This is a genomic window from Streptomyces sp. SP18CS02 (genome assembly GCF_036322365.1).
Classification (GTDB): Bacteria; Actinomycetota; Actinomycetes; order Streptomycetales; family Streptomycetaceae; genus Streptomyces.
The window spans coordinates 16365-36982 of the sequence record NZ_JAQYXC010000263.1 but is presented as its reverse complement, the minus strand read 5'-3'; the positions used below and the strand labels follow the sequence as shown (position 1 = coordinate 36982).

General features: G+C 72.1%; 16 protein-coding genes. 5 read left to right on the top strand and 11 right to left on the bottom strand.

Translation table 11 applies throughout. The features are described from left to right. Nucleotides 1-13: 13 nt before the first annotated feature. The 7 genes from PUR26_RS06870 to PUR26_RS06840 form a co-directional block, all read right to left on the bottom strand. A complete protein-coding gene (locus PUR26_RS06870) occupies nt 14-760 on the bottom strand; it encodes a hypothetical protein (protein WP_329870229.1) in 747 nt (248 codons plus the stop codon). Nucleotides 761-762: 2 nt separating this feature from the next. After that, on the bottom strand, nt 763-1479 hold the full coding sequence (locus PUR26_RS06865) for a hypothetical protein (RefSeq protein ID WP_329870227.1): 717 nt from the start codon (nt 1477-1479) through the stop codon (nt 763-765). 161 nt (nt 1480-1640) lie between these two features. Further along, the gene (locus PUR26_RS06860) at nt 1641-1817 is read right to left on the bottom strand and encodes a DUF397 domain-containing protein (protein ID WP_329870225.1); all 177 of its coding nucleotides are present in this window, start codon (nt 1815-1817) and stop codon (nt 1641-1643) included. After that, nucleotides 1814-2038: a hypothetical protein gene (locus PUR26_RS06855; protein WP_329870224.1), complete on the bottom strand. Its 225-nt coding sequence runs from the start codon at nt 2036-2038 to the stop codon at nt 1814-1816. Before PUR26_RS06855 ends, PUR26_RS06860 begins: the two co-directional genes overlap by 4 nt. A 153-nt stretch (nt 2039-2191) precedes the next feature. Further along, nucleotides 2192-4315 carry a HEAT repeat domain-containing protein gene (locus PUR26_RS06850; RefSeq protein ID WP_329870222.1) on the bottom strand — a complete coding sequence of 708 codons (2124 nt, stop codon included), beginning with the start codon at nt 4313-4315 and terminating at the stop codon, nt 2192-2194. A 77-nt stretch (nt 4316-4392) separates the two neighbouring features. Further along, on the bottom strand, nt 4393-5019 hold the full coding sequence (rfbC, locus tag PUR26_RS06845) for a dTDP-4-dehydrorhamnose 3,5-epimerase (protein WP_329870523.1): 627 nt from the start codon (nt 5017-5019) through the stop codon (nt 4393-4395). Nucleotides 5020-5104: 85 nt separating this feature from the next. Then, nucleotides 5105-5722, bottom strand: a complete 618-nt coding sequence (locus PUR26_RS06840) for a TetR/AcrR family transcriptional regulator (RefSeq protein ID WP_329870219.1) — start codon at nt 5720-5722, stop codon at nt 5105-5107. Nucleotides 5723-6035: 313 nt separating this feature from the next. Here PUR26_RS06840 and PUR26_RS06835 point away from each other — a divergent pair, with 313 nt between their 5' ends. From PUR26_RS06835 to PUR26_RS06825, 3 genes are read left to right on the top strand one after another with little or no spacing between them, the layout of a single operon-like run. Further along, nucleotides 6036-6896 (top strand): ABC transporter permease, encoded by an 861-nt coding sequence (locus PUR26_RS06835; RefSeq protein WP_329870521.1) that lies wholly within the window; start codon nt 6036-6038, stop codon nt 6894-6896. Beyond that, the gene (locus PUR26_RS06830) at nt 6889-7707 is read left to right on the top strand and encodes an ABC transporter ATP-binding protein (RefSeq protein ID WP_329870217.1); all 819 of its coding nucleotides are present in this window, start codon (nt 6889-6891) and stop codon (nt 7705-7707) included. Before PUR26_RS06835 ends, PUR26_RS06830 begins: the two co-directional genes overlap by 8 nt. Before the next feature lie 44 nt (nt 7708-7751). After that, a complete protein-coding gene (locus PUR26_RS06825) occupies nt 7752-8978 on the top strand; it encodes a glycosyltransferase family 87 protein (protein WP_329870216.1) in 1227 nt (408 codons plus the stop codon). Nucleotides 8979-9111: 133 nt separating this feature from the next. Here PUR26_RS06825 and PUR26_RS06820 read toward each other — a convergent pair whose 3' ends face one another. Beyond that, on the bottom strand, nt 9112-14100 hold the full coding sequence (locus PUR26_RS06820) for an NAD-glutamate dehydrogenase (protein ID WP_329870214.1): 4989 nt from the start codon (nt 14098-14100) through the stop codon (nt 9112-9114). A gap of 391 nt (nt 14101-14491) precedes the next feature. Here PUR26_RS06820 and PUR26_RS06815 point away from each other — a divergent pair, with 391 nt between their 5' ends. After that, complete coding sequence (locus PUR26_RS06815; RefSeq protein ID WP_329870211.1) at nt 14492-15070, top strand: DJ-1/PfpI family protein; 579 nt, start codon at nt 14492-14494, stop codon at nt 15068-15070. A 240-nt stretch (nt 15071-15310) separates the two neighbouring features. On the opposite strand, the gene PUR26_RS06810 is transcribed toward PUR26_RS06815, so the two are convergent. Beyond that, complete coding sequence (locus PUR26_RS06810; protein ID WP_329870209.1) at nt 15311-15970, bottom strand: HAD family hydrolase; 660 nt, start codon at nt 15968-15970, stop codon at nt 15311-15313. Between the two features lie 129 nt (nt 15971-16099). Next, nucleotides 16100-16606: a DUF6912 family protein gene (locus PUR26_RS06805; protein WP_329870207.1), complete on the bottom strand. Its 507-nt coding sequence runs from the start codon at nt 16604-16606 to the stop codon at nt 16100-16102. A 275-nt stretch (nt 16607-16881) separates the two neighbouring features. On the opposite strand from PUR26_RS06805, the gene PUR26_RS06800 reads away from it, so the two are divergent. Then, entirely contained in the window at nt 16882-17388 is a 507-nt protein-coding gene (locus tag PUR26_RS06800; RefSeq protein WP_329870205.1) for an Rv3235 family protein, read from the top strand. 207 nt (nt 17389-17595) lie between these two features. Here PUR26_RS06800 and secA read toward each other — a convergent pair whose 3' ends face one another. Beyond that, nucleotides 17596-20409 (bottom strand): preprotein translocase subunit SecA, encoded by a 2814-nt coding sequence (secA, locus tag PUR26_RS06795; protein ID WP_329870202.1) that lies wholly within the window; start codon nt 20407-20409, stop codon nt 17596-17598. Nucleotides 20410-20618 lie beyond the last annotated feature (209 nt).

The window sequence follows — 20618 nt, the reverse complement described above, 5'->3', positions numbered from 1 at the left end:
GCCCTCGCGCCCCTCACTCCTCCATCACGGCACGGAACGTGATGGCGAACTCCTGCCACCCCGGTGGCAGGTGCTCGGCCTCTTCGGCGATCCGTTCCGTGGTCTTCAGCAGATCGGTGTAACAGGCGTGCGTCTGGCGCTGGAGTTCCGAGCTGTCGGGGTCGGCCGCGCTGGCGGCAGCGCCTTCCAGCACGTCCTTTTCCCATCTGTCGACATCCGTGACGGCGGCCTTCGGGATCACGACCTCGGAGGTCCCGGCCGTGAGCGTGAGGGAGAACCCGTACACCCAGGCGGGCGAATAGGAATCGGTCTTGGGCCCCAGGGCGAAGGCGACGCTCCTCGCCTCGCCCGGCCCGACCCCGAAACGCATCGCCTGGACGATCCGGTGGCCGTTCTCCTTCGCATCGACGGGTACGGCCACGGGAAACCGCACATAGTCGATGGCGCCGCCGCCCGCACGGGAGCAGCGCAGCATGTGCGTGACGGCGAAGAAGTCGAACCGGGCCGACGTCACGGACGCCGGCTCCTCACCCGAGTTTCCCAGCAGGACGTCGATGACCGGAGCGTCGTAGACCTTCTTCACCTTCTCGGCCTCGGGGGTGATCCGCGTCTGGCCGTGCAGCTCTTCGATACGGCCGACCGCGACGCTGTCCACCGTGACCTCGGAGGTGGTACTGGGCTCGGGCTTGAGATCGGGGAACAGGTCGATGAGCAGCCCGGTCGCCGTGACGACCAGGCCGAGTACGAGAGACGCCCCCACGATCAGCACACCGATCCGGTGCGCCTCGAACGATGCCTGGGTCCGCTCCCAGAACGAGCCCGCACCGGCGGCGGACCGCCGTGAGCGGGCCGCCCGGTCGCGCGCCGCCGAGTTCCGCGTCGGGCCTCCGGCGGCACCCCGTTGTCTTCCCACCATGTGATCCCCCCGTCTCCGTACTGGGCGACGCAGCCGGCCACGTCCAGCTCGGTGGGCTCCTGCGCCACCAGGGCCTTCTGCCGCACGGTGAAGAGCTGCACGTACTTCAGGGCCGGACACGCCTTGGCGTCCTCATGGCGCCACTTGGACGCGACGACGGTGACCACGGAGCCCTTCACGGAAATCTTCCGGACCTTGGCTCCGGTCCTGATCGCTTCGCCGTAGTCGGTCGCCGTCCCGGGCATGCGCACCAGCGTGCTGATCACCCGTGGCGCATCGGCGGCCGATCCGCCGTCGTACGCGACGACATGGCTGAACGAACTGGAGTCCCCGGTCACGCACTCGAAGGAGGCGATCACCTCCGGCGTCCCGTCACCCGTGACGTCCGTCCGCACCGGAGCGAGCGGACTCTCGACCCCGAGCCCCGGGACCGAGCAGTCGATGAGACCGTCCGCCGCCTTGTTGAGCTCCTCGGCACTCAGCTCGGCCACCGTACGGGGGCGCTGCTCCGGTGCTCGGTCGCACCCGGCGCCCGCCACGGTGGAGACCACGACGAGCGCCACTGCTGTCGCTGCACGTAAGGGTGTACGAATGACAGGCCCCCGCCCTTGCTCACGCCCCGGACTCGCGCTTCCTGTCTACCCGAAGTCCTGCGGGGCGTAAGCCGCTTTCGCCCAAGTCCCCCGGACGCGGGAGGCCCGGTGGCGGGTGCTCTTCGGGATCGTCACAGCCGGGAGACGAAGTCCGCCCAGGCGGCGGGACCGACGGCGAGCGACTGCCGGTCGGTGTCCTTGGAGTCCCGGACGTGGACCGCGTCGGTCCGCACGGCGGCCTCGACGCAGTTGTCGCCGCCACCACCGCTGTAGCTGCTCTTGATCCAGACCAGGTCGGTGGTGCTCATCGCTCGGCCGCGTGCGTCGTGAAGGCGGACCACGCGCCGGGTGACACGGCGAGCGACTTGCCGCCCCCGCCGCCGCTGTAGCTGCTCTTGAACCAGACGAGTTCTACGCTCATGACCGAGTCGCCGTACTGCACGGCTGCGTGCCCGGCCGGGACTTCGCGGTGCACCTGGCGTACGACATCGCCGCGCGCACCGTCCGGGTCGAGGTCTCCGACACCCACCCGGCCGGGCCCGCGCTCGCCGCCCCCGCCTCGGACGACGAACGGGGGCGGGGCCCTGTCCTGGTCGACGCGCCGGCGGAGCGGTGGGGGGGTGCGGGAGCGGCCGGGGCCGGGGAAGACCGTGTGGGCGGAGTGCTCCGTACCGGGGTGAGGTCAGAGCGCGGCGAGCACCTCCCGCAGCCGGGCGCGCAGGCGGTCGTCCGCGTGGACGACCTCGTGGTCCAGCACCGTGCCGGTCACCCGCGCGTCCCCCTCCGCCAGGACCGTCAGACGGCGCACGTGGTCCGCCGTCAGGGCGGTTCCGCCCAGGGCCTCCAGGGCGTCGCACGCGCCCATGGGGTCGGCGCGCGTCTCGGCGGACCGCAGGGCGGCCTCGGCCAGTGCGGACCGGTGCGACGAGTCCGGCTCGGCGGCCACGAGGGCGAGCACGGCGGTGGCCGTCTGTTCGGGGTCGTCGAGCAGCCGCTCCAGACGCGGGACCAACGGACGGGCGGCGGGGCCGAGAAGCGCGGCCGCCCGGGCGGCGCGTATCGCGCTCCAGGCGAACCAGGGTTCTCCGTCCGCCCGGTCGAACACGGAGTCCAGGACGGGCAGGACGGCGTCCGCCTGGCCGGTGATCCGCCAGAGGGCCTCGGCGACGGCCACGTCGGCGTCGAGCTCGGAGGAGGTCGTGAAGCCGTCCGGGCGCGGTACGGACAGGGCGTTCGCCAGCGCGTCGAGCAGCGGGGACGCGGCGGGGCCCAGTCCGGCGGCCGTCCGGGCGGCCTCGCCGACCAGTTCGGGGCCGCCGCTCTCCAGTCGTCGGCCGAGCACCGGAAGGAGCGCGGCGCTCTCGCCGGTCAGCTCGTGCAGGGCCCGTGCGACCGGGAGCGAGCCGTCGGCGGACGCCGCGCGCAGCACACCGGCGGCGTGTTCGCGCTCGCCGGCCGGCCCGTCGGCCGCGACGGCCGCGACGGTCCCGGCCGCGCGTTCGGGGAACCGGGGCAGCACCGCGTACAGCTCGGGCAGCGCGGGGGCGGCCTGCCCGCGCCACTGGGCGAGCAGGTTCATCAGCTGGAGGGGTTCCTCCGGCCGGGGCTCGGCCGCCGCCAGGCGGACGCGTACCGCGTGCAGCAGCTCCGCGTTGAACGGGAAGACGGAGTCGGCCGGGGCCATGAACCCGGCGGCGGCGTCGAGCGCCCGGGGGCGGTCCGCCAGGTGGCGGGCGAGCAGCACGGCGGCCCGGTGCGGCGCCACGGCCGCGAGCGCGGCCAGGGCCGCGTCGGCGGGGTCGCCCTCGCCGTCGGCGGCGTCGAGCAGCGTCGGCGCGGCTCCGGCCGCCGCGGGGCCGAGCAGGGTGAGCAGGGGCAGCACCTCCCCCACCGTCGCGGGGTCGGCGGCGAGCGCGAGCAGGGCGGGCAGCAGCGCCCCGGGCAGGCCCCGGGAGCGTCGGCAGGCCAGGTCGGCCGCCCACAGGGCCTCGGCCCGCACGTCCTCGCGACCGTCCCGGAGGGCGGGGTCGAGCAGGGCGGCCACGGCGGCCCGGTCGGTGTCGGTGTCACGTTCCAGCAGTGCGGCGACGACGGCGTACAGGGGCTCCGTGCGTCCCACGTCGAGGCGCTTGAGCACCAGCGGGTTCACCGGAAGCAGGGACAGGACGGCGTCATGGTGCACCTGACTCCACGGCACCCCGCCGTCCAGGCACGCGAACACGGCGGCGAGGCGCAGGTGCGGTGCCTGCGCCGGATCGAGGGCCTCCTCGGCGAGGGCCACGGCGCCGGGGCCGTCCAGCCGGGCCAGCACCCCGAGCAGCTCCGCCCGCACCAGCGGTACCCGCTCGCGTTCCCACAGCTCGCGCAGGGCCGGCGGCACCGCCTCGTCGCGCGTCTGCCCGGCGGCCCAGGCGGCGGCCTGGCGTACCGCGGAGTCCCGGTCGGAGAGCAGCGGCAGGATCAGCGGGAGCCCGGCGGCGACGGCCGCCCGGACGGCGCCCGGCTCCACGTCGCACTCGTCCTCGCTCTCGGCGAGGCCGCCGAGCAGGGTGAGCACGTCGGCCGTCGCGTGTCCGGCCGCGGCGAGGCGGGCCAGGAAGGGAACGACGACGGCACTGGCGGGATAGACCGTGCCCTGGTGCAGGATGCGGCCGTACAGCTCCGAGACGGCCTCCTCCACCGCGTCGGGACCACCGTCGGCGAGCACCCGCAGCAGGTCGGGAAGATCGTCGGCGCTTCCGTAGGCGTGCGAGGTGTCGCCCCAGGGCTGTGCGTCGAGGCCGTCGAGAGGGTGTGCGAGTTCCATCCCCGGATCCTGGCAGCCGGGTACGGCGACGGACACCCCGGGCCGGGCATCGGTCCGGCCCGGGGCCGTGGGCCGGGTCAGTTCCGCGCGGGCACGAGCGGCCGGGCCACCCCGGCCCGTAGCGTCTCGTACCAGTCGGAGCACACCTCGTACGAGGGCAGCAGCCCCTGGCGCTCCGCCTCGGCGAGGGTGGGGGCGGCGGCGTCCTTGCCGGACAGGACGGGGGCCAGGTCCGCCGGCCACTCGATGCCGAGGTCCGGGTCGAGCGGGTGGACGCCGTGCTCGCGGTCCGGGGCGTAGCCGCGCGAGCAGAGGTAGACGACGGTCGCGTCATCGGTGAGCGCCATGAAGCCGTGCCCGAGCCCCTCGGCGACGTGGACGGCCCGGCGGTCGCGGTCGTCGAGCCGGACGGCCTGCCAGGCGCGGTACGTCGGGGATCCGGTCCTGACGTCGACGATCACGTCGAGCACCGCCCCGCGTACGCAGGTGACGTACTTGGCCTGGCCGGGCGGTACGTCGGCGAAGTGGATGCCGCGCAGGGTGCCCCGGGAGGAGACGGAACAGTTCGCCTGGGCGAGGCCCAGGCCGTGCCCCGCCGCCTCCACCAGCTCGGGCGCCCTGAACCACTCGTGGAACGTGCCCCGCTCGTCCCGCAGGACCTCCGGCTCCATGACCCACGCGCCGCTGATGCCCAGTTCTCGCACTGCCACCCACCGTCCTTTCGTGTCGGCAGGCTCAACCGCCCCGCGCGCCGGGCGTCACTCGCGCCGCGCCCGACCGGGTGACCCGTCAGCTCCTCAGCGCGGCCACCGCGGCCGTGGCCAGGTCGTCGAGGTACCCCTTCGGAAGGCCGCCCCGGACGACGACCAGGCGCCAGTACAGCGGCCCGATGATCAGGTCCAGCGCCCGGTCGGGGTCCGTGCCGGCGGGCAGTTCCCCGCGCGCCACGGCGTCGCGCACGACCAGGGCCGCGACCCCCTGCTGACTGTCGAGCAGGGCCGCCCTGACCGCCTCGGCGATCTCGGGGTGGCGGGCGGCCTCCACCAGCAGATCGGGGATGACCTGCGAGGCGACGGGGTGGCGCAGCGCGTGGGAGGCCACTTCGAGCAGGGCGCGCACGTCCCCGTGGAGCGACCCGGTGGCGGGGGCGGGCAGGCCCTGGACGGCGAAGGCGGTCAGCAGGTCGAGGACGAGCGACAGCTTGGACTTCCAGCGCCGGTAGACCGCCGTCTTGCCGACCCCGGCCCGCCGGGCGATGCCCTCGATGGACATCCGGGCGAAGCCGACCGCGGCGAGCTCCTCGAAGACGGCGGCGCGGATCGCGTCGGTCACGTCCTCCCGGAGCACCGCGGCTCCGGCGGGGGCGCGGCGGGGGGTTCCGGGCGGTGTCGTCATGCCTCGGATCATAGCCCGGCACCCACGTGACGACGGGACGGTTGCGTTCCGACGTACACCGTCCTACTCTCCCCGTAGCGACGATACGGGACCGTCCCGTCGTGGGACTGGCGTGCGGCACGGAGGCCGCGGAGCGGCGGACCCGCGAAGCACGCGAAGCGGGCGGAGCCGCGAGGCGGCGGAGCAGCGCCACCGAGGAGCCGCCGAGCCGTCGCAGAGCCTGGGAGAAGGGACCGCCTCAGTGAGCACCCCGACGTCGACCCGGCCACCGGCGACCGCCGGGCCGGAGCGGACGCCCGCCCCGCCGGCGGTCGCCGACGAGGACCTGCGGGCGCTGGCCCTGCGCCACGGCCTGACCGTCAGCGGCGCCCGGCCGTCGCTGCCGCTGTACGCCCGGCAGATCTGGTCGCGGCGCCACTTCATCACCGCGTTCGCGACCGCCCGGCTCACCGCCCAGTACAGCCGGGCGAGGCTCGGCCAGGTGTGGCAGCTGATGAACCCGCTGCTGAACGCCGCGGTGTACTACTTCATCTTCGGCGTGCTGATGAACACCCGCCACGGCGTCCCGGACTACGTTCCGTTCCTGGTCACGGGGGTCTTCATCTGGACCTTCACCTCCAGCTCGCTCATGGCCGGCACACGGGCCGTCAGCGGCAACATCGGCCTCGTCAGAGCGCTGCACTTCCCGCGCGCCAGCCTGCCCGTCTCGCTGGCCCTGCAACAGCTCCAGCAGCTGCTGTTCTCGCTCTGCGCGCTGGTGGTCATCCTCTTCTGCTTCGGCGTCCACCCGGGCCCGTCCTGGCTGCTGGCCGCGCCGGCCCTGCTGCTCCAGTCACTGTTCAACACGGGCGTGTCGCTGGCGCTGGCCAGGCTCGCCGCCCGGACCCCGGACATCGCGCAGCTCATGCCCTTCCTGCTGCGCACCTGGATGTACGCGTCCGGGGTGATGTGGAGCCTGGACCACGTGCTCGCGGGGGACCGGCTGCCGGGCGCCGTGCGGCTGGCGCTGGAGTGCAATCCGGCCGCCGTCTACATCGATCTGGTGCGCTTCGCGCTCATCGACAGCTTCACCTCCGCCCAGCTGCCGCCGCATGTGTGGGGCGTGGCGGCCGGGTGGGCGCTGGTCGCCTTCGTGGGCGGCTTCATCTGGTTCTGGCAGGCAGAGGAGACGTACGGCCGTGGCTGACACCCGTGTTCCGGAGCGCGTTCCGACCGTCGTGGTCGACGACGTGCACGTGACCTACACCGTCCAGGGGGCCGGCGGGTCCGCCGGCCCCGCGGGCGGGGCGGGCGGCGCCGCCGCGCGTCTGCTCGGCAAGGTGCGCCCCCGGCGCCGGGCGGGCGGCGGGGCCGCGCCGGGCACCCGTACGGTCCACGCGGTCAAGGGCGTCAGCTTCGCCGCGTACAAGGGCGAGGCGATCGGGCTGATCGGCTCCAACGGCTCGGGAAAGTCGACCCTGCTCAAGGCCGTCGCCGGACTGCTGCCCCCCAGCCAGGGACGGATCTACACCCAGGGGCAGCCCTCGCTCCTGGGGGTGAACGCCGCGTTGATGAGCGACCTGACGGGCGAGCGCAACGTCATCCTCGGCGGCCTGGCGATGGGGATGACGCGGGCGGAGATCCACGCCCGCTACCAGGAGATCGTGGACTTCTCGGGGATCAACGAGAAGGGCGACTTCATCTCACTGCCGATGCGCACGTACTCCTCCGGCATGGGCGCCCGGCTGCGCTTCTCCATCGCCGCCTCCAAGAGCCACGACGTCCTGCTGATCGACGAGGCGCTGGCCACCGGCGACGCCAGGTTCCGAGCCCGCAGCCAGGAACGGATCAACCGGCTGCGCGAGGAGGCCGGCACCGTCTTCCTGGTCAGCCACAGCAACTCCACCATCAGGCAGACCTGCGACCGGGCCGTCTGGCTGGAGGCCGGAACGGTCCTGATGGACGGACCGGCGGGCGAGGTCATCGACGCGTACGAGGCGTACATGAAGAGGAAATAGGTCAAAACGGGTAAACGGCCCAAGCAGCACTAAAATGCCGAGCGATGACGACGCATCGGCTCAGCACCCCCCGCATCCGCATCCCCTGGTCCCTCGAACGCCCCTCCCCCCTCCCGCTCCTCGCGGTATGGACCCTCAGCCGCGCCGGAATGCTGGCGCTGCTGTGGGACGACACCCTCGGCGTCGGCAAGATCGGCCGCGAGGTGTACCTGCTCTACCAGCACTGGTACGGACAGCTGAGCCAGGGCGCGTTCCCCCTGGCCGACGTCACCTGGCAGTACCCGCCCGGCGCCGGCCTGGTGATCCTCGCCCCGGGGCTGCTCGAACCGCTGACGTACTACCAGGGCTTCGTCGCCCTGACCCTGTGCACCGACGCCGCCGTCTCGGTCGCCCTCGCCCGGGCGGGCGGGAGCGGCGCCTGGGTGTGGGTGGGCGGATTGCCGCTGCTGCTGCACATGCCGCTCGTCCGCTACGACGTCCAGACCACGGCCTTCGCGGTGTTCGCCCTGCTGGCGGTCCAGGCGGGCCGGCCGCGCCTCGGCGGCGTCCTCGCCGGCCTCGGCGCGATGGTCAAGGTGTGGCCGGCGCTCACGCTGCTGGGCACTGCCCCGGGCCGCCCCACCCGCCGGGCCTGGGCCTCCGCCCTGCTGGCGGCGGTGGCGCTGATGACCGTGCTCGCGCTCGCGTTCTCCGACCCCCTGGAGTTCCTGCGCCACCAGGGCGGCCGCGGCGTGCAGATCGAGTCGCTCGGAGGCAGCGCGCTCTCCGTGGCCCACCTGGCGGGGTGGCCGGGAGCGGTCCAGTACCGGTACGGCTCCTTCGAGTTCACCGGCCCCCATGTGCCGGTCGTGGCCCGCCTCTCCCTGCTGCTCACCGTCGCCGCCTTCTGCTGGCTCCTGCTGTGGCGGGTCAGGGCGCGACGCTGGACCACGGCGACCGGGCCGGACGCCGCGCTCGCCGCCGTCCTGCTCTTCACCGTGACGAGCCGGGTGATCAGCCCCCAGTACATGATCTGGCTGCTGGGACTGGCGGCCGTCTGCCTGACCTGCCGGATCACCAGCCAGCGGCCGGTGACGCTCCTGCTGCTGCCCGCGGCGGCCCTCAGCGCGCTCGCCTATCCCGTGCTGTACGAGCACGTCCTCGCCGTGACGCCACTGGGCTGTGCGGTGATGGTGGCGCGCAACGCGCTGCTGATCGCCGCCACGGCGGTGTCCTGCCGGAGGCTGTGGAGGGCCACGGCGCCCGGGCTGCCGGCCGTCGAGGACCACTGAGGCGCGGTCGCACACCCCCGCCCCGCCGGGCGGGGCCCGCCGGACCCGGAGACGCGAACGGGACGCCGGGACGCGAGCGGGGCGCCCACCGTACCGGCGGGCGCCCCGTTCACTCGTGCACGCGGGTGCGCACTCAGCTGTGCGTACGCAGCAGGGTCCGCATCGTCCGCATGGCGACCGACAGGTTCGCCAGGTCGAAGTCCTCCGAGCTCTGGATCTCCTCCAGCGTGGTGCGCGCCCGGCTGAGGATCGCCGCGTTCTTGTGCTCCCAGGCCTCGAACCGCTCCTCGGGCGACGCGCTGCCGTCGCCCGCCGCCAGCACGTCGGCCGTCAGCGCGGCATGCGCGGCGTACAGGTCCTCGCGGATCGAGGCACGGGCCATGGACTGCCAGCGGTCGGCCCGCGGCAGCTCGATGATCCGGTCCATCAGCTGGGTGATCCGGAGCCGGTCGGCCAGGTCGTAGTAGACCTCGGCGACGGCCATCGAGTCCTTTCCGGTCCGGTCCGCGATCGCGACGATGTCCAGCGTCGGGAAGGCCGACGAGAACCCGGCGACCCGCAGCGCGAGCTCCTCCGGGACACCCTCCCCGGTGAGCTCCTCCACGATCGACCCGTACCACTCCAGGTCGGCACCGCGCAGCATCTGCGGCAGCTTCTCCCAGACCTGCTCCACGCGCTCGGCGAAGAACTCGATGGTCTCCGCGAGCCGCACCGGCTGCGGCCGGTTGCCGAGCAGCCACCGCGTACCGCGCTCGACCAGCCGTCGCGAGTGCAGCCGGATCCGGGTCTGGACATCGGCCGCGACCTTGTTGTCGAGGGCCTCCACGGCGTCCCACACGGCGCTCAGGCCGAAGATCTCCCGGGCCGCCATCTGCGCCCGCACGATCTCCTCGATCGACGCCCCGGTCTCCTCGCGCAGCCGGTGCAGGAAGGTCGAGCCACCCGTGTTGACGGTGTCGTTGACCAGCACCGTGGTGATGATCTCGCGGCGCAGCGCGTGGGCGTCGACCTGCTCGGGGAACTCCTTGCGCAGCTTCGTCGGGAAGTACGCGTGGAGCAGCCGGCGCAGATAGGCGTCGTCGGGCAGATCGGTGTGGATCAGCTCGTCCGCCACCGTGATCTTGGTGTAGGCGAGCAGCACGGCCAGTTCGGGCTGGCTGAGGCCCTTGCCCGCGTTGAGCAGCTCGCGGATCTGACGGTCGTTGGGCAGGAACTCCAGCGCCCGGTCGAGGTGCCCGTCGCGGCCCAGCCGGCGCATGAAGCGCTGGTGGGCGTGGAGCAGGGAGGGCGACTGGGCGACCGCGTTGGCGAGCGCCACGTTCTGCGCGTAGTTGTTGCGCAGCACCAGCGAGCCGACCTCGTCGGTCATCTCGGCGAGGATCTTGTTGCGCTGCTTGACGGTCATGTCGCCGTCCGCGACCAGGCCGTTGAGCAGGATCTTGATGTTCACCTCGTGGTCGGAGGTGTCCACGCCCGCGCTGTTGTCGATGGCGTCGGTGTTGATCCTGCCGCCCTGGCCCTCGGGCCCGCCCTTGCGGTCGAACTCGATCCGGCCGAGCTGGGTCAGCCCCAGGTTGCCGCCCTCGCCGACGACCTTGACGCGCAGGTCCTCGCCGTTGACGCGGATGGCGTCGTTCGCCTTGTCGCCGACGTCGCCGTTCGACTCGGTGGACGCCTTGACGTACGTACCGATGCCGCCGTTCCACAGCAGGTCCACCGGTGCCTTGAGGATGGCCTGCATCAGCTCGGCGGGGGTCACCTTGGTGACGCCCGCCTCGATGCCGAGAGCCGCGCGCACCTGCGCGTTGACCGGGATCGACTTGGCGGTACGGGGGTGGATGCCGCCGCCCGCGGACAGCAGCCCCTTGTCGTAGTCGGCCCAGGAGCTGCGCGGCAGCTCGAAGAGGCGGCGCCGCTCGGCGTACGAGACGGCCGCGTCCGGGGTCGGGTCGATGAAGATGTGCCGGTGGTCGAAGGCCGCGACGAGCCGGATGTGCTCGCTGAGCAGCATGCCGTTGCCGAACACGTCGCCGGACATGTCGCCGACGCCCACGACCGTGAAGTCCTGGGTCTGGGTGTCGTGGCCCAGCTCCCGGAAGTGGCGCTTGACGGACTCCCAGGCCCCGCGGGCGGTGATGCCCATGCCCTTGTGGTCGTACCCGGCGGAGCCGCCGGACGCGAAGGCGTCACCGAGCCAGAAGTTGTACGCGATCGCCACGTCGTTGGCGATGTCCGAGAAGGTCGCCGTGCCCTTGTCGGCGGCGACGACGAGGTACGTGTCGTCCTCGTCGTGCCGGACGACGTCGGCCGGGGGCACGACCTCGCCCGCCACCATGTTGTCGGTGATGTCGAGCAGCGCCGAGATGAAGGTCCGGTAGCTGGCGATGCCCTCGGCGAGCCAGGCGTCACGGTCCACGGCCGGGTCCGGGAGCTGCTTGGCGACGAAGCCGCCCTTGGCGCCCACCGGGACGATGACGGTGTTCTTCACCATCTGCGCCTTGACCAGGCCGAGGATCTCGGTACGGAAGTCCTCGCGCCGGTCGGACCAGCGCAGGCCGCCTCGGGCCACCTTGCCGAAGCGCAGGTGGACGCCCTCGACGCGCGGCGAGTACACCCAGATCTCGAACGCCGGGCGGGGCGCCGGCAGGTCGGGGATGGCCTGCGGGTCGAACTTCATCGACACGTAGCCGTGCGGGTTGCCGTCGTCCGCCTTCTGGAAGAAGTTCGTCCGCAGCGTCGCCTTGATGACGGTGAGGAAGGAGCGCAGGATGCGGTCCTCGTCGAGCGAGGCGACCTGGTCGAGAGCCCCGTCCAGCTCCTCCAGGAGCCCGTCGGTCAGCTCGGTGCCGGCCTTCTGCCGCTCCGGCGACATGCGCGCCTCGAAGAGCGAGACCAGCAGCCGGGTGGTGTGGACGTTGTTGCGGAGGGTGTCCTCCATGTAGTCCTGGCTGAAGGTCGAACCGGCCTGGCGCAGGTACTTCGCGTAGGCGCGCAGCACCATCGCCTGACGCCAGTTCAGCCCGGCGCTCAGGACGAGCGCGTTGAAGCCGTCGGTCTCGGCCGCCCCCGTCCAGGACGCGGCGAACGCCTCCTGGAACCTCTCGCGCACGTCGTCGGCCAGGTGCTCGCCGCCGTTGCCCTTCGTCACCGGCATGCGCATGCCGAAGTCGTAGATCCAGGCGTGGGTGCGGTCGGCGCAGCGCAGCTCGTACGGGCGCTCGTCGACGACCTCGACGCCGAGCCGGTTGAGGACCGGCAGGACGGCGGAGAGGGAGACCTGGGCGCCGGTCTTGTAGATCTTGAAGCGGCGCTCGCCGGGCTGGGCACCGACGGGCTCGTACAGGGAGAGCGCGAAGTCCTGCTCCCGCTTGGTCAGCTGCTCCAGCTGGAGCAGGTCGGCGACCGCGGCGCGCGGCGGATGGTCGGCCTTGTACCCCTCGGGGAAGGCGCCCGTGTACCTGCGCAGCAGCTCGGCGGCGCGCTCCTCGCCCACCTCGGCGTTGAGCGCCTCGGCGAAACCGTCGGCCCAGGAGCGGGCGGCCTCGACGAGCCGGGCCTCGATCCGGTCGACATCGGCGTCGGTCAGCGCCGTGAGCTCGGTGCCCTGCGGGACGCGGACGACGAAGTGCAGACGCGAGAGGATCGATTCGGTGTTCCAGGCGGTGAAGTCGACGCTGGTGCCGCCGAGCTCCTCCTTGAGGATGTCGATGATCCGCAGCCGGACGCCGGTGGTGTAGCGGTCCCGCGGCAGGTAGACGAGGGCGGAGTAGTAGCGGCCGTACTCGTCCTGGCGCAGGTAGAGCCGCAGCCGCCGGCGCTCCTGGAGGTAGAGCACCGAGGTCACGATGGACCGCAGCTGGTCGACCGGCGTCTGGAAGAGCTCGTCGCGCGGGTACGTCTCCAGGATCTGCAGCAGGTCGCGGCCGTCGTGGCTGTTGGGCGAGAAGCCCGCGCCCTCCAGCACCTCGGCGACCTTGCGGCGGATGACGGGCACCCGGCGCACCGACTCGGTGTACGCGGCCGAGGAGAACAGGCCGAGGAAGCGCCGCTCGCCGACGACGTTGCCCTTGGCGTCGAACTTCTTGACCCCGACGTAGTCCAGGTAGGACGGGCGGTGCACGGTGGAGCGGCTGTTGGCCTTGGTCAGGACGAGCAGCCTGTGCTCGCGGGCCTTGGCCCGGGCGTCGGCGGGCAGCCGGTCGAACGAGGGGGAGACGGGGTGCGTCTCCTCGTCGCGGTGGTGCGGGTCGGAGCGGAGGATGCCGAGGCCGGTGCCCGGTACGGCGGTCAGCGCGTCGTCGCTGGTGAGCTCGTACTCGCGGTAGCCGAGGAACGTGAAGTGGTCGGCGGCCAGCCAGCGCAGCAGTTCGCGGGCCTCCTCGACCTCCGCGTCGGGCAGGTCGTCGGCGGTCGGCTCGGCGGGCAGCTCGTCGGCGATGCGCAGCGCGGCGTCGCGCATCTTCTCCCAGTCCTCGACCGTCTCGCGGACGTCGGACAGCACGCGCAGCAGGTCGGCGGTGATCTGCTTGAGGTCGGCGCGGTCGGTCTCGCGGTCGATCTCGACGTGGATCCAGGACTCGATCAGCACGTCGTGCCGGTCCGCGGGCCCGTGGCCGTCGGTGAGCACCTCGATGAGCTTGCCGGTGAGGTCGCGACGGACGGCGACCTGGGGGTGGATCACGACATGGATGCCGCGGCCCTGCCGGGAGAGCTCGTTGGTGACCGAGTCCACCAGGAACGGCATGTCGTCGGTGACGACCTCGACGACGGAGTGGCTGCAGGTCCAGCCGTTCTCCTCGACGGTCGGCGTGTGGACGCGCACGTTGGCCGTGCCCTGGGGGCGGTTCTCGGCCAGCCGGTAGTGGGAAAGCGCCGCGCCGAAGATGTCGACCGGGTCGCGGTCGGCGAGGTCCTCGGGAGCGGTGTGCAGGTAGTAGCGCTGGAGGTAGTCGAGCAGGGTGTCCCGGTCCGGGCGCCCCCCGTTCTCCGGCCCGGTGGCGGTCGCCTTCTTGCCCCGGGGCCCGGCCCCCGGACCCCCGGGGCCCCCCAACGGGCTGTTCTCAGCTACCCGGGCGGCCCGTTCGAGCAGCTCGGCCTTGGCTTCGTCCAGCTTGGTCTGCATGTCCTCTGGCTCCTGTCGCGCGCCGTTGCGTGACGTAGGGGAAAGAAACGGCACAACGCCACGACGCGGGGTATCCGGTCAGGAACGACGCTATGCCGCGATGAGAGATGTCCGAGCCGTTATTGGCCAATTTTGGCGACCGGGCCGGACTGGGAAGATCAACGTCCGCCCGGGTGCTGTGGCACACCGGGCGCTGGCCGGGGGCTCCGCTGCCCCCGCGGCATATCGCGCTGATCACGGGTCCAGGCTATCGCCCTTGCCCCCTCGGCCGTCATGAGCCGTATGTGTACAAAACCGGGGTCCGAAGTTTGACACTCTGGACAGCGACACAGGACCTCTGGGCAGACTGAGTGACCGAGGCACGTCGAGCGCCGACAACCGGGGAGCAGTCATGGCAGCGAAAATCCTGATCGTGACGGGTGACGCGGCGGAGTCCCTTGAGGTCCTGTACCCGTATCAGCGCTTGCGCGAGGAGGGGTACGACGTGCACATCGCCGCCCCCGCCCGCAAGCAGTTGCGTTTCGTGGTGCACGACTTCGAGCCGGGCTTCGACACGTACACCGAGAAGCCGGGCTACACCTGGCCCGCCGACCTGGCCTTCTCCGAAGTGGAGCCGAGCCAGTACGTCGCCGTGGTGGTGCCGGGCGGCCGGGCGCCCGAGTACCTGCGCAACGACCCGGAGCTCCGGAAGATCCTCAAGTCCTTCTTCGACGCCGACAAGCCGGTGGCCCAGATCTGCCACGGTCCGCTGCTGACGGCGGCGGTGGGCGCCCTGGACGGCCGCAGGGTGACCGCCTACCCGGCGCTGGAGCTGGACATGCAGGCGGCCGGGGCCACGTTCCAGGACACCGAGGCCGTGGTGGACGGCACGCTGGTCTCGTCCCGCGCCTGGCCGGACCACTCGGCGTGGATGCGGGAGTTCCTCACCGTCCTGCGCGCGAAGAGCCCGGCGGGTCCGCCGGCCCACTGACGGACCTCGTCGGATCACCGTCCCCGCGCCGCCCTGACACCGTCCTGGCACGGGGCGGCCGACGCGGACCGCCGACGGGTCCTTCGCTTCTCCCGGATGTCCTGCGGCCTCCGCCGCCCCGCGGGACCTCCACGGCCCCGTGGCCGTGACGCGGCCACGGCGACCGTGGCTTCCGGCGGCCGCGCCGGGCGCGACGCCCACGCGGGCGCCCGGCGCGGCCCTCGCCACGCCATGGCCCCACTACGCCATGGCCTCGGCGACCGCCACCGCCTCGACCAGCGTGTCGACGACCGGCGCGCCCGTCGCCTCCAGGCTGGCGCGGCTGTGCGAGCCGCCGGTGTACAGCACCGCCCTGGCACCCACGTGCGCGGCGGCGACCGCGTCGTCCGCCGCGTCGCCGATCACGACGACCCGGTCCGCCGCCAGCCCGTCGAGCGCCCGCAGATGGCGCACCATGTGCTCGGCCTTGCCGGTCGTCGACGTGCCGACCCGCCCGTCCACGCGGACGAACCGCTCTTCGATGCCGTGCCGCCGCACGATCGGTATGAGGTGCTCATGAGGGGCGAGCGACAGCAGCGACTGCGTCCGCCCGGCACTCTGCCGGCTGGAGAGCAGCTCGGCAGCCCCGGCCGTCAGCCCGCACGCGTCGGCCCGCTCCCAGTAATGGCGGTGGAAGGCGCCGTCCATCAGGGCCCACTCGGCGTCCGTGGGCAGCCGCCCCAGCAGCCGCTCGTAGAACAGGGGAATCGGAACGCAGTACAGCTCGCGGTACCGGGCGAGGGTGATCGGCTCCAGCCCGATCTCCGCGAACGCGGCATTGGTCGCCGCGATGACGGTCGCCGTGTCGTCGAGCAGAGTGCCGTTCCAGTCCCACACCAGATGTGTGCTGCGCTTCCCCATGCGACGAAGGTACCGGCAGGGTCCGACAACGGACGCCGACGACGGATCGGCCGCCGACCCGCGGACGGGGCCTGCGGACGGGATCCACGGGCCGGACCGGCGGACCGGGCGGCGCGGGCCCGCGGGCCGTCAGCGGATGAGCCCGGGGATCTCCTGCACGCCGAACCACAGCAGCTCGTGGTCCTCGGCACCGTCCACCACGAACTGGGCGTCGTCGTCGCCCTGGTCGGCGGCGCCCAGGGCGGCCGCCGCCGCGGACACATCGGGCTCGGCCTCGTCGGCGTCGGCGTGCACGGCCGCCGCCTTGGCGAACGGCACGGCGGACGCGAGCCGCACCTCGCCGACCGACGCCGCGTCCAGCCCGAAGCCGGGGTCGGCGGTCGCCGCCCCGTCCGGCACGTCCACGGCCACCACGATCCGCCGGCGCGCGGCGTCCGGGTCGCCGGCGATCAGCCGGAGCGAGGCGGCCGCGGCCCGGTTGAGCGCGGCGTACTCCAGCTCCTCGATGTCGTCCGAGACGTACCACTCGCGCAGGCCGGGCGTCACGGCGTAGGCCATCAACGGGCCGGGGCCCAGCTCGCCCGCCTTGTGCGCCCGTGCGAGACCGGCGAGGGTAAGGGGGACGTACACGCGCATGGCAGGCCGCTTTCGTAGTCGGAAGACGCCCTCAGGATACGTGCGCGGTCCCCCTTCGGACCCGGCACCCGCCCACGTACCGCGTCCACTCGCGGCCGCGCGGACCCCGGCCGGCGCCCGCTCCACCCGGGCCCCGTCACCCGGATAGGTGATCCCGTCTCCGGCCCCGCGCCGGCGGCACGCCCGTTGCGGCGGCCGTCCGGGCCCCCGTAGAAGATCATCAACACAAGTTACCGCCCGGTATGGCCCGGGTGGCGGGAACGGGGGCGATGACCATGGGCACCAGCAATGCCAGGACCGCGAGCGGAAGGGTCACGGCGACGAGGGGCACCGCCGGTCCGGGCGGACGCCGGGACCAGCGCGGCCCCGGCGGTCCGGGAGGTTCCCGGGGCACAGGCGGGCCCGGCGGCCCCGGGGCCCTCAGGAGGCCCCGCCCGCTCCTCCCCCACGTGCTGTTCGCCGAGCGCCTGCTCGCCGTGCTCAGCGGCGAGCGACCGGTCCACTGGATGCTCGGTCAGACCGTCGGCGCGGCCTACGAGCAGCTGATCCGGCTCGCCCCGGGCGCTCCCCTGCGCGGGCACGGCACCCGCCCGGTCGTCCGCCGGTGCGGCGGCTTCCCGCCCCGGCCCGGAGTCGTCGAGGCTTTCGCCAGCATCGCGGCCGGTGAGCGGGTGCGCGCCATGGCGTTCCGCCTGGAGCAGGGGGCCGACCGGAAGTGGCGCTGCGCGGCCGTGGAGCTCGACAGCGAGCACTCCACGGCCACGGCCACGTCGTCGGCCTGAAACCGCCCACGCACACGCGTGCGAAGCCCCCTGGCGGAACCCCGGAACACAAGGAACCACGGGGAACGGCGGGGAACGGCGGGGAACGGCGGGGAACGGCGGGGGTGGGAACCGAAGGCGGGGCCGGGCACGACGTGTGCGTGCCCGGCCCCGCCTCGGCGGACCTGCCCGTGCCGGCCGGTGCTGCCCGGTCCGGCGTGGACCTGGTTACTTCTTGCGGCGACGGCCGCCCTTCTGGGCCTTGCGGCGCTCCGCGCGGGTCAGGCCGTCCGACTCCGAACGGGCCTCGTCGCCGTTGTCGAAGTCGCCCTCGACGACGCCGCCCTCGCCGTCCACGGTCGGGGCGGAGAAGTGCAGCCGGTCCGGCCGCTGCGGGGCGTCCAGGCCCTTGGCGCGGATCTCGGGACGCCCGGCGCCCGCCGGCACGGCGTCCTCCTTGGTGAGCGAGGTCCTCTCGGCCGCGTCCTGGACCGGGACCTCCTCGACCTGCTGCTCGACCTGAACCTCCAGATTGAACAGGTAGCCGACCGACTCCTCCTTGATGCCCTCCATCATGGCGGTGAACATGTCGAAGCCCTCGCGCTGGTACTCGACCAGCGGGTCCTTCTGCGCCATGGCGCGCAGGCCGATGCCCTCCTGGAGGTAGTCCATCTCGTAGAGGTGCTCGCGCCACTTGCGGTCCAGCACGGACAGCACCACACGGCGCTCCAGCTCACGCATGATGTCCGAGCCGAGCTGCTTCTCGCGCTCGGCGTACTGCTCGTGGATGTCGTCCTTGATCGCCTCGGCGATGAACTCGGCCGTGATCCCGGCGCGGTCGCCGGCGGCCTCCTCCAGCTCCTCGACCGTGGCCTTCACCGGGTAGAGCTGCTTGAAGGCGCCCCACAGCCGGTCCAGGTCCCACTCCTCGGCGAAGCCCTCGACGGTCTCCGCCTGGATGTACGCGTCGATGGTGTCGTCCATGAAGTGCCCGACGTGCTCGTGCAGGTCCTCGCCCTCCAGGACGCGCCGGCGCTCGCCGTAGATGACCTCGCGCTGCCGGTTGAGGACCTCGTCGTACTTCAGGACGTTCTTACGCGTCTCGAAGTTCTGCTGCTCGACCTGCGACTGCGCGGACGCGATCGCGCGCGTGACCATCTTGTTCTCGATCGGCACGTCGTCGGGCACGTTGGCCATCGACATGACGCGCTCGACCATCTGGGCCTTGAACAGGCGCATCAGGTCGTCGCCGAGGGAGAGGTAGAACCGGGACTCGCCCGGGTCGCCCTGACGGCCGGAACGGCCGCGCAGCTGGTTGTCGATACGCCGCGACTCGTGGCGCTCCGTGCCCAGCACGTACAGCCCGCCGAGCTGCTTGACCTCTTCGAACTCCGCCTTGACGGCGAGCTCGGCCTTCTCCAGCGCGGCGGGCAGGGCGGCGGCCCACTCCTCCACGTGGTCGACCGGGTCGAGGCCGCGCTGGCGCAGCTCCGCCTCGGCGAGGTCGTCGGGGTTGCCGCCGAGCTTGATGTCGGTACCGCGACCGGCCATGTTCGTGGCGACGGTGACGGCGCCCTTGCGGCCGGCCTGGGCGACGATCGACGCCTCACGGTCGTGCTGCTTGGCGTTGAGGACCTCGTGCTGGATACCGCGCTTGGAGAGCTGCTGCGAGAGGTATTCGGACTTCTCGACCGACGTCGTACCGACGAGGATCGGCTGGCCCTTCTCGTGCTTCTCCGCGATGTCGTCGACGACGGCCGCGAACTTGGCCACCTCGGTGCGGTAGATCAGGTCCGACTGGTCCACGCGGACCATGGGCCGGTTCGTCGGGATCGGCACGACGCCCAGCTTGTAGATCTGGTGGAACTCGGCGGCCTCGGTCATGGCCGTACCGGTCATGCCGGAGAGCTTGTCGTAGAGGCGGAAGAAGTTCTGGAGGGTGATCGTGGCGAGGGTCTGGTTCTCGTCCTTGATGTCCACCCCTTCCTTCGCCTCGATCGCCTGGTGCATGCCCTCGTTGTACCGGCGGCCGGCGAGGATACGGCCGGTGTGCTCGTCGACGATCATGACTTCGCCGTCGATGACGACGTAGTCCTTGTCCTTCTTGAACAGTTCCTTGGCCTTGATGGCGTTGTTCAGATAACCGACGAGAGGCGTGTTGACCGACTCGTAGAGGTTGTCGATGCCGAGCCAGTCCTCGACCTTGGCGACACCGGACTCGTGGATGGCGACGGTGCGCTTCTTCTCGTCGACCTCGTAGTCGCCGGTCTCCTCGATGCCCTTGAGGGGGTTGCCGGCCTCGCCCTTGGTGAGGCGGGTGACCAGCTTGGCGAAGTCGCCGTACCACTTGGTGGCCTGGTCGGCCGGACCGGAGATGATCAGCGGCGTACGGGCCTCGTCGACCAGGATGGAGTCGACCTCGTCGACACAGGCGAAGTTGTGGCCGCGCTGGACGAGCTCGTCCTTGGACCACGCCATGTTGTCGCGCAGGTAGTCGAAGCCGAACTCGTTGTTGGTGCCGTACGTGATGTCGCGGTTGTACATGTCACGGCGCTGCGCGGGCGACATGTTGGCGAGGATGCAGCCGACCGACAGACCCAGGAACTTGTGGACCCGGCCCATCATCTCGGAGTCGCGCTCGGCCAGGTAGTCGTTGACCGTGATCAGGTGCACGCCCTTGCCGGACAGTGCGTTGAGGTACGCCGGGAGCGTACCGACGAGGGTCTTGCCCTCACCGGTCTTCATCTCGGCGACGTAGCCGAGGTGCAGCGCGGCGCCGCCCATCAGCTGGACGTCGTAGTGGCGCTGGCCGAGCACGCGCTTGGCGGCCTCGCGAACCGTCGCGAAGGCCTCGGGCATCAGGTCGTCGAGGCTCTCACCGTCGGCGTACCGCTGCTTGTACTCCTCGGTGAGAGCCCGCAACTCGGCGTCGGAGAGGTTGACGAAGTCCTCTTCGATGGAGTTGACCTGGTCCGCGATGCGGTGCAGTTTGCGCAGGATCTTGCCTTCGCCTGCACGCATGAGCTTGTTGAAGACGGACACTGAGGCTGGTCTCCTTGCCGGTCGGGCCTGGCACTGGGTCTTGTCATGGACACGGGCACGGGCGCGGCGGGCGGGCCCCACCGCAACGGCCATCGTAAGCGAGGACCCCGCCACGCCGGGAGGTCCGCACTCCGTGAAGCCGGGTGCCGCGCCGACTGCTGCCCCGAAGGAGAACGCACGGGACGCGCGGAAGGTGCCGCCCATCCCGA

Coding starts and splice junctions, on each gene's coding strand:
- PUR26_RS06825 (WP_329870216.1), top strand. CDS start 7,752: ATGACGACGCATCGGCTCAGCACCCCCCGCATCCGCATCCCCTGGTCC.
- PUR26_RS06840 (WP_329870219.1), bottom strand. CDS start 5,722: ATGATCCGAGGCATGACGACACCGCCCGGAACCCCCCGCCGCGCCCCC.
- PUR26_RS06860 (WP_329870225.1), bottom strand. CDS start 1,817: ATGAGCACCACCGACCTGGTCTGGATCAAGAGCAGCTACAGCGGTGGT.
- PUR26_RS06815 (WP_329870211.1), top strand. CDS start 14,492: ATGGCAGCGAAAATCCTGATCGTGACGGGTGACGCGGCGGAGTCCCTT.
- PUR26_RS06820 (WP_329870214.1), bottom strand. CDS start 14,100: ATGCAGACCAAGCTGGACGAAGCCAAGGCCGAGCTGCTCGAACGGGCC.
- PUR26_RS06810 (WP_329870209.1), bottom strand. CDS start 15,970: ATGGGGAAGCGCAGCACACATCTGGTGTGGGACTGGAACGGCACTCTG.
- PUR26_RS06850 (WP_329870222.1), bottom strand. CDS start 4,315: ATGGAACTCGCACACCCTCTCGACGGCCTCGACGCACAGCCCTGGGGC.
- PUR26_RS06800 (WP_329870205.1), top strand. CDS start 16,882: ATGGGCACCAGCAATGCCAGGACCGCGAGCGGAAGGGTCACGGCGACG.
- PUR26_RS06805 (WP_329870207.1), bottom strand. CDS start 16,606: ATGCGCGTGTACGTCCCCCTTACCCTCGCCGGTCTCGCACGGGCGCAC.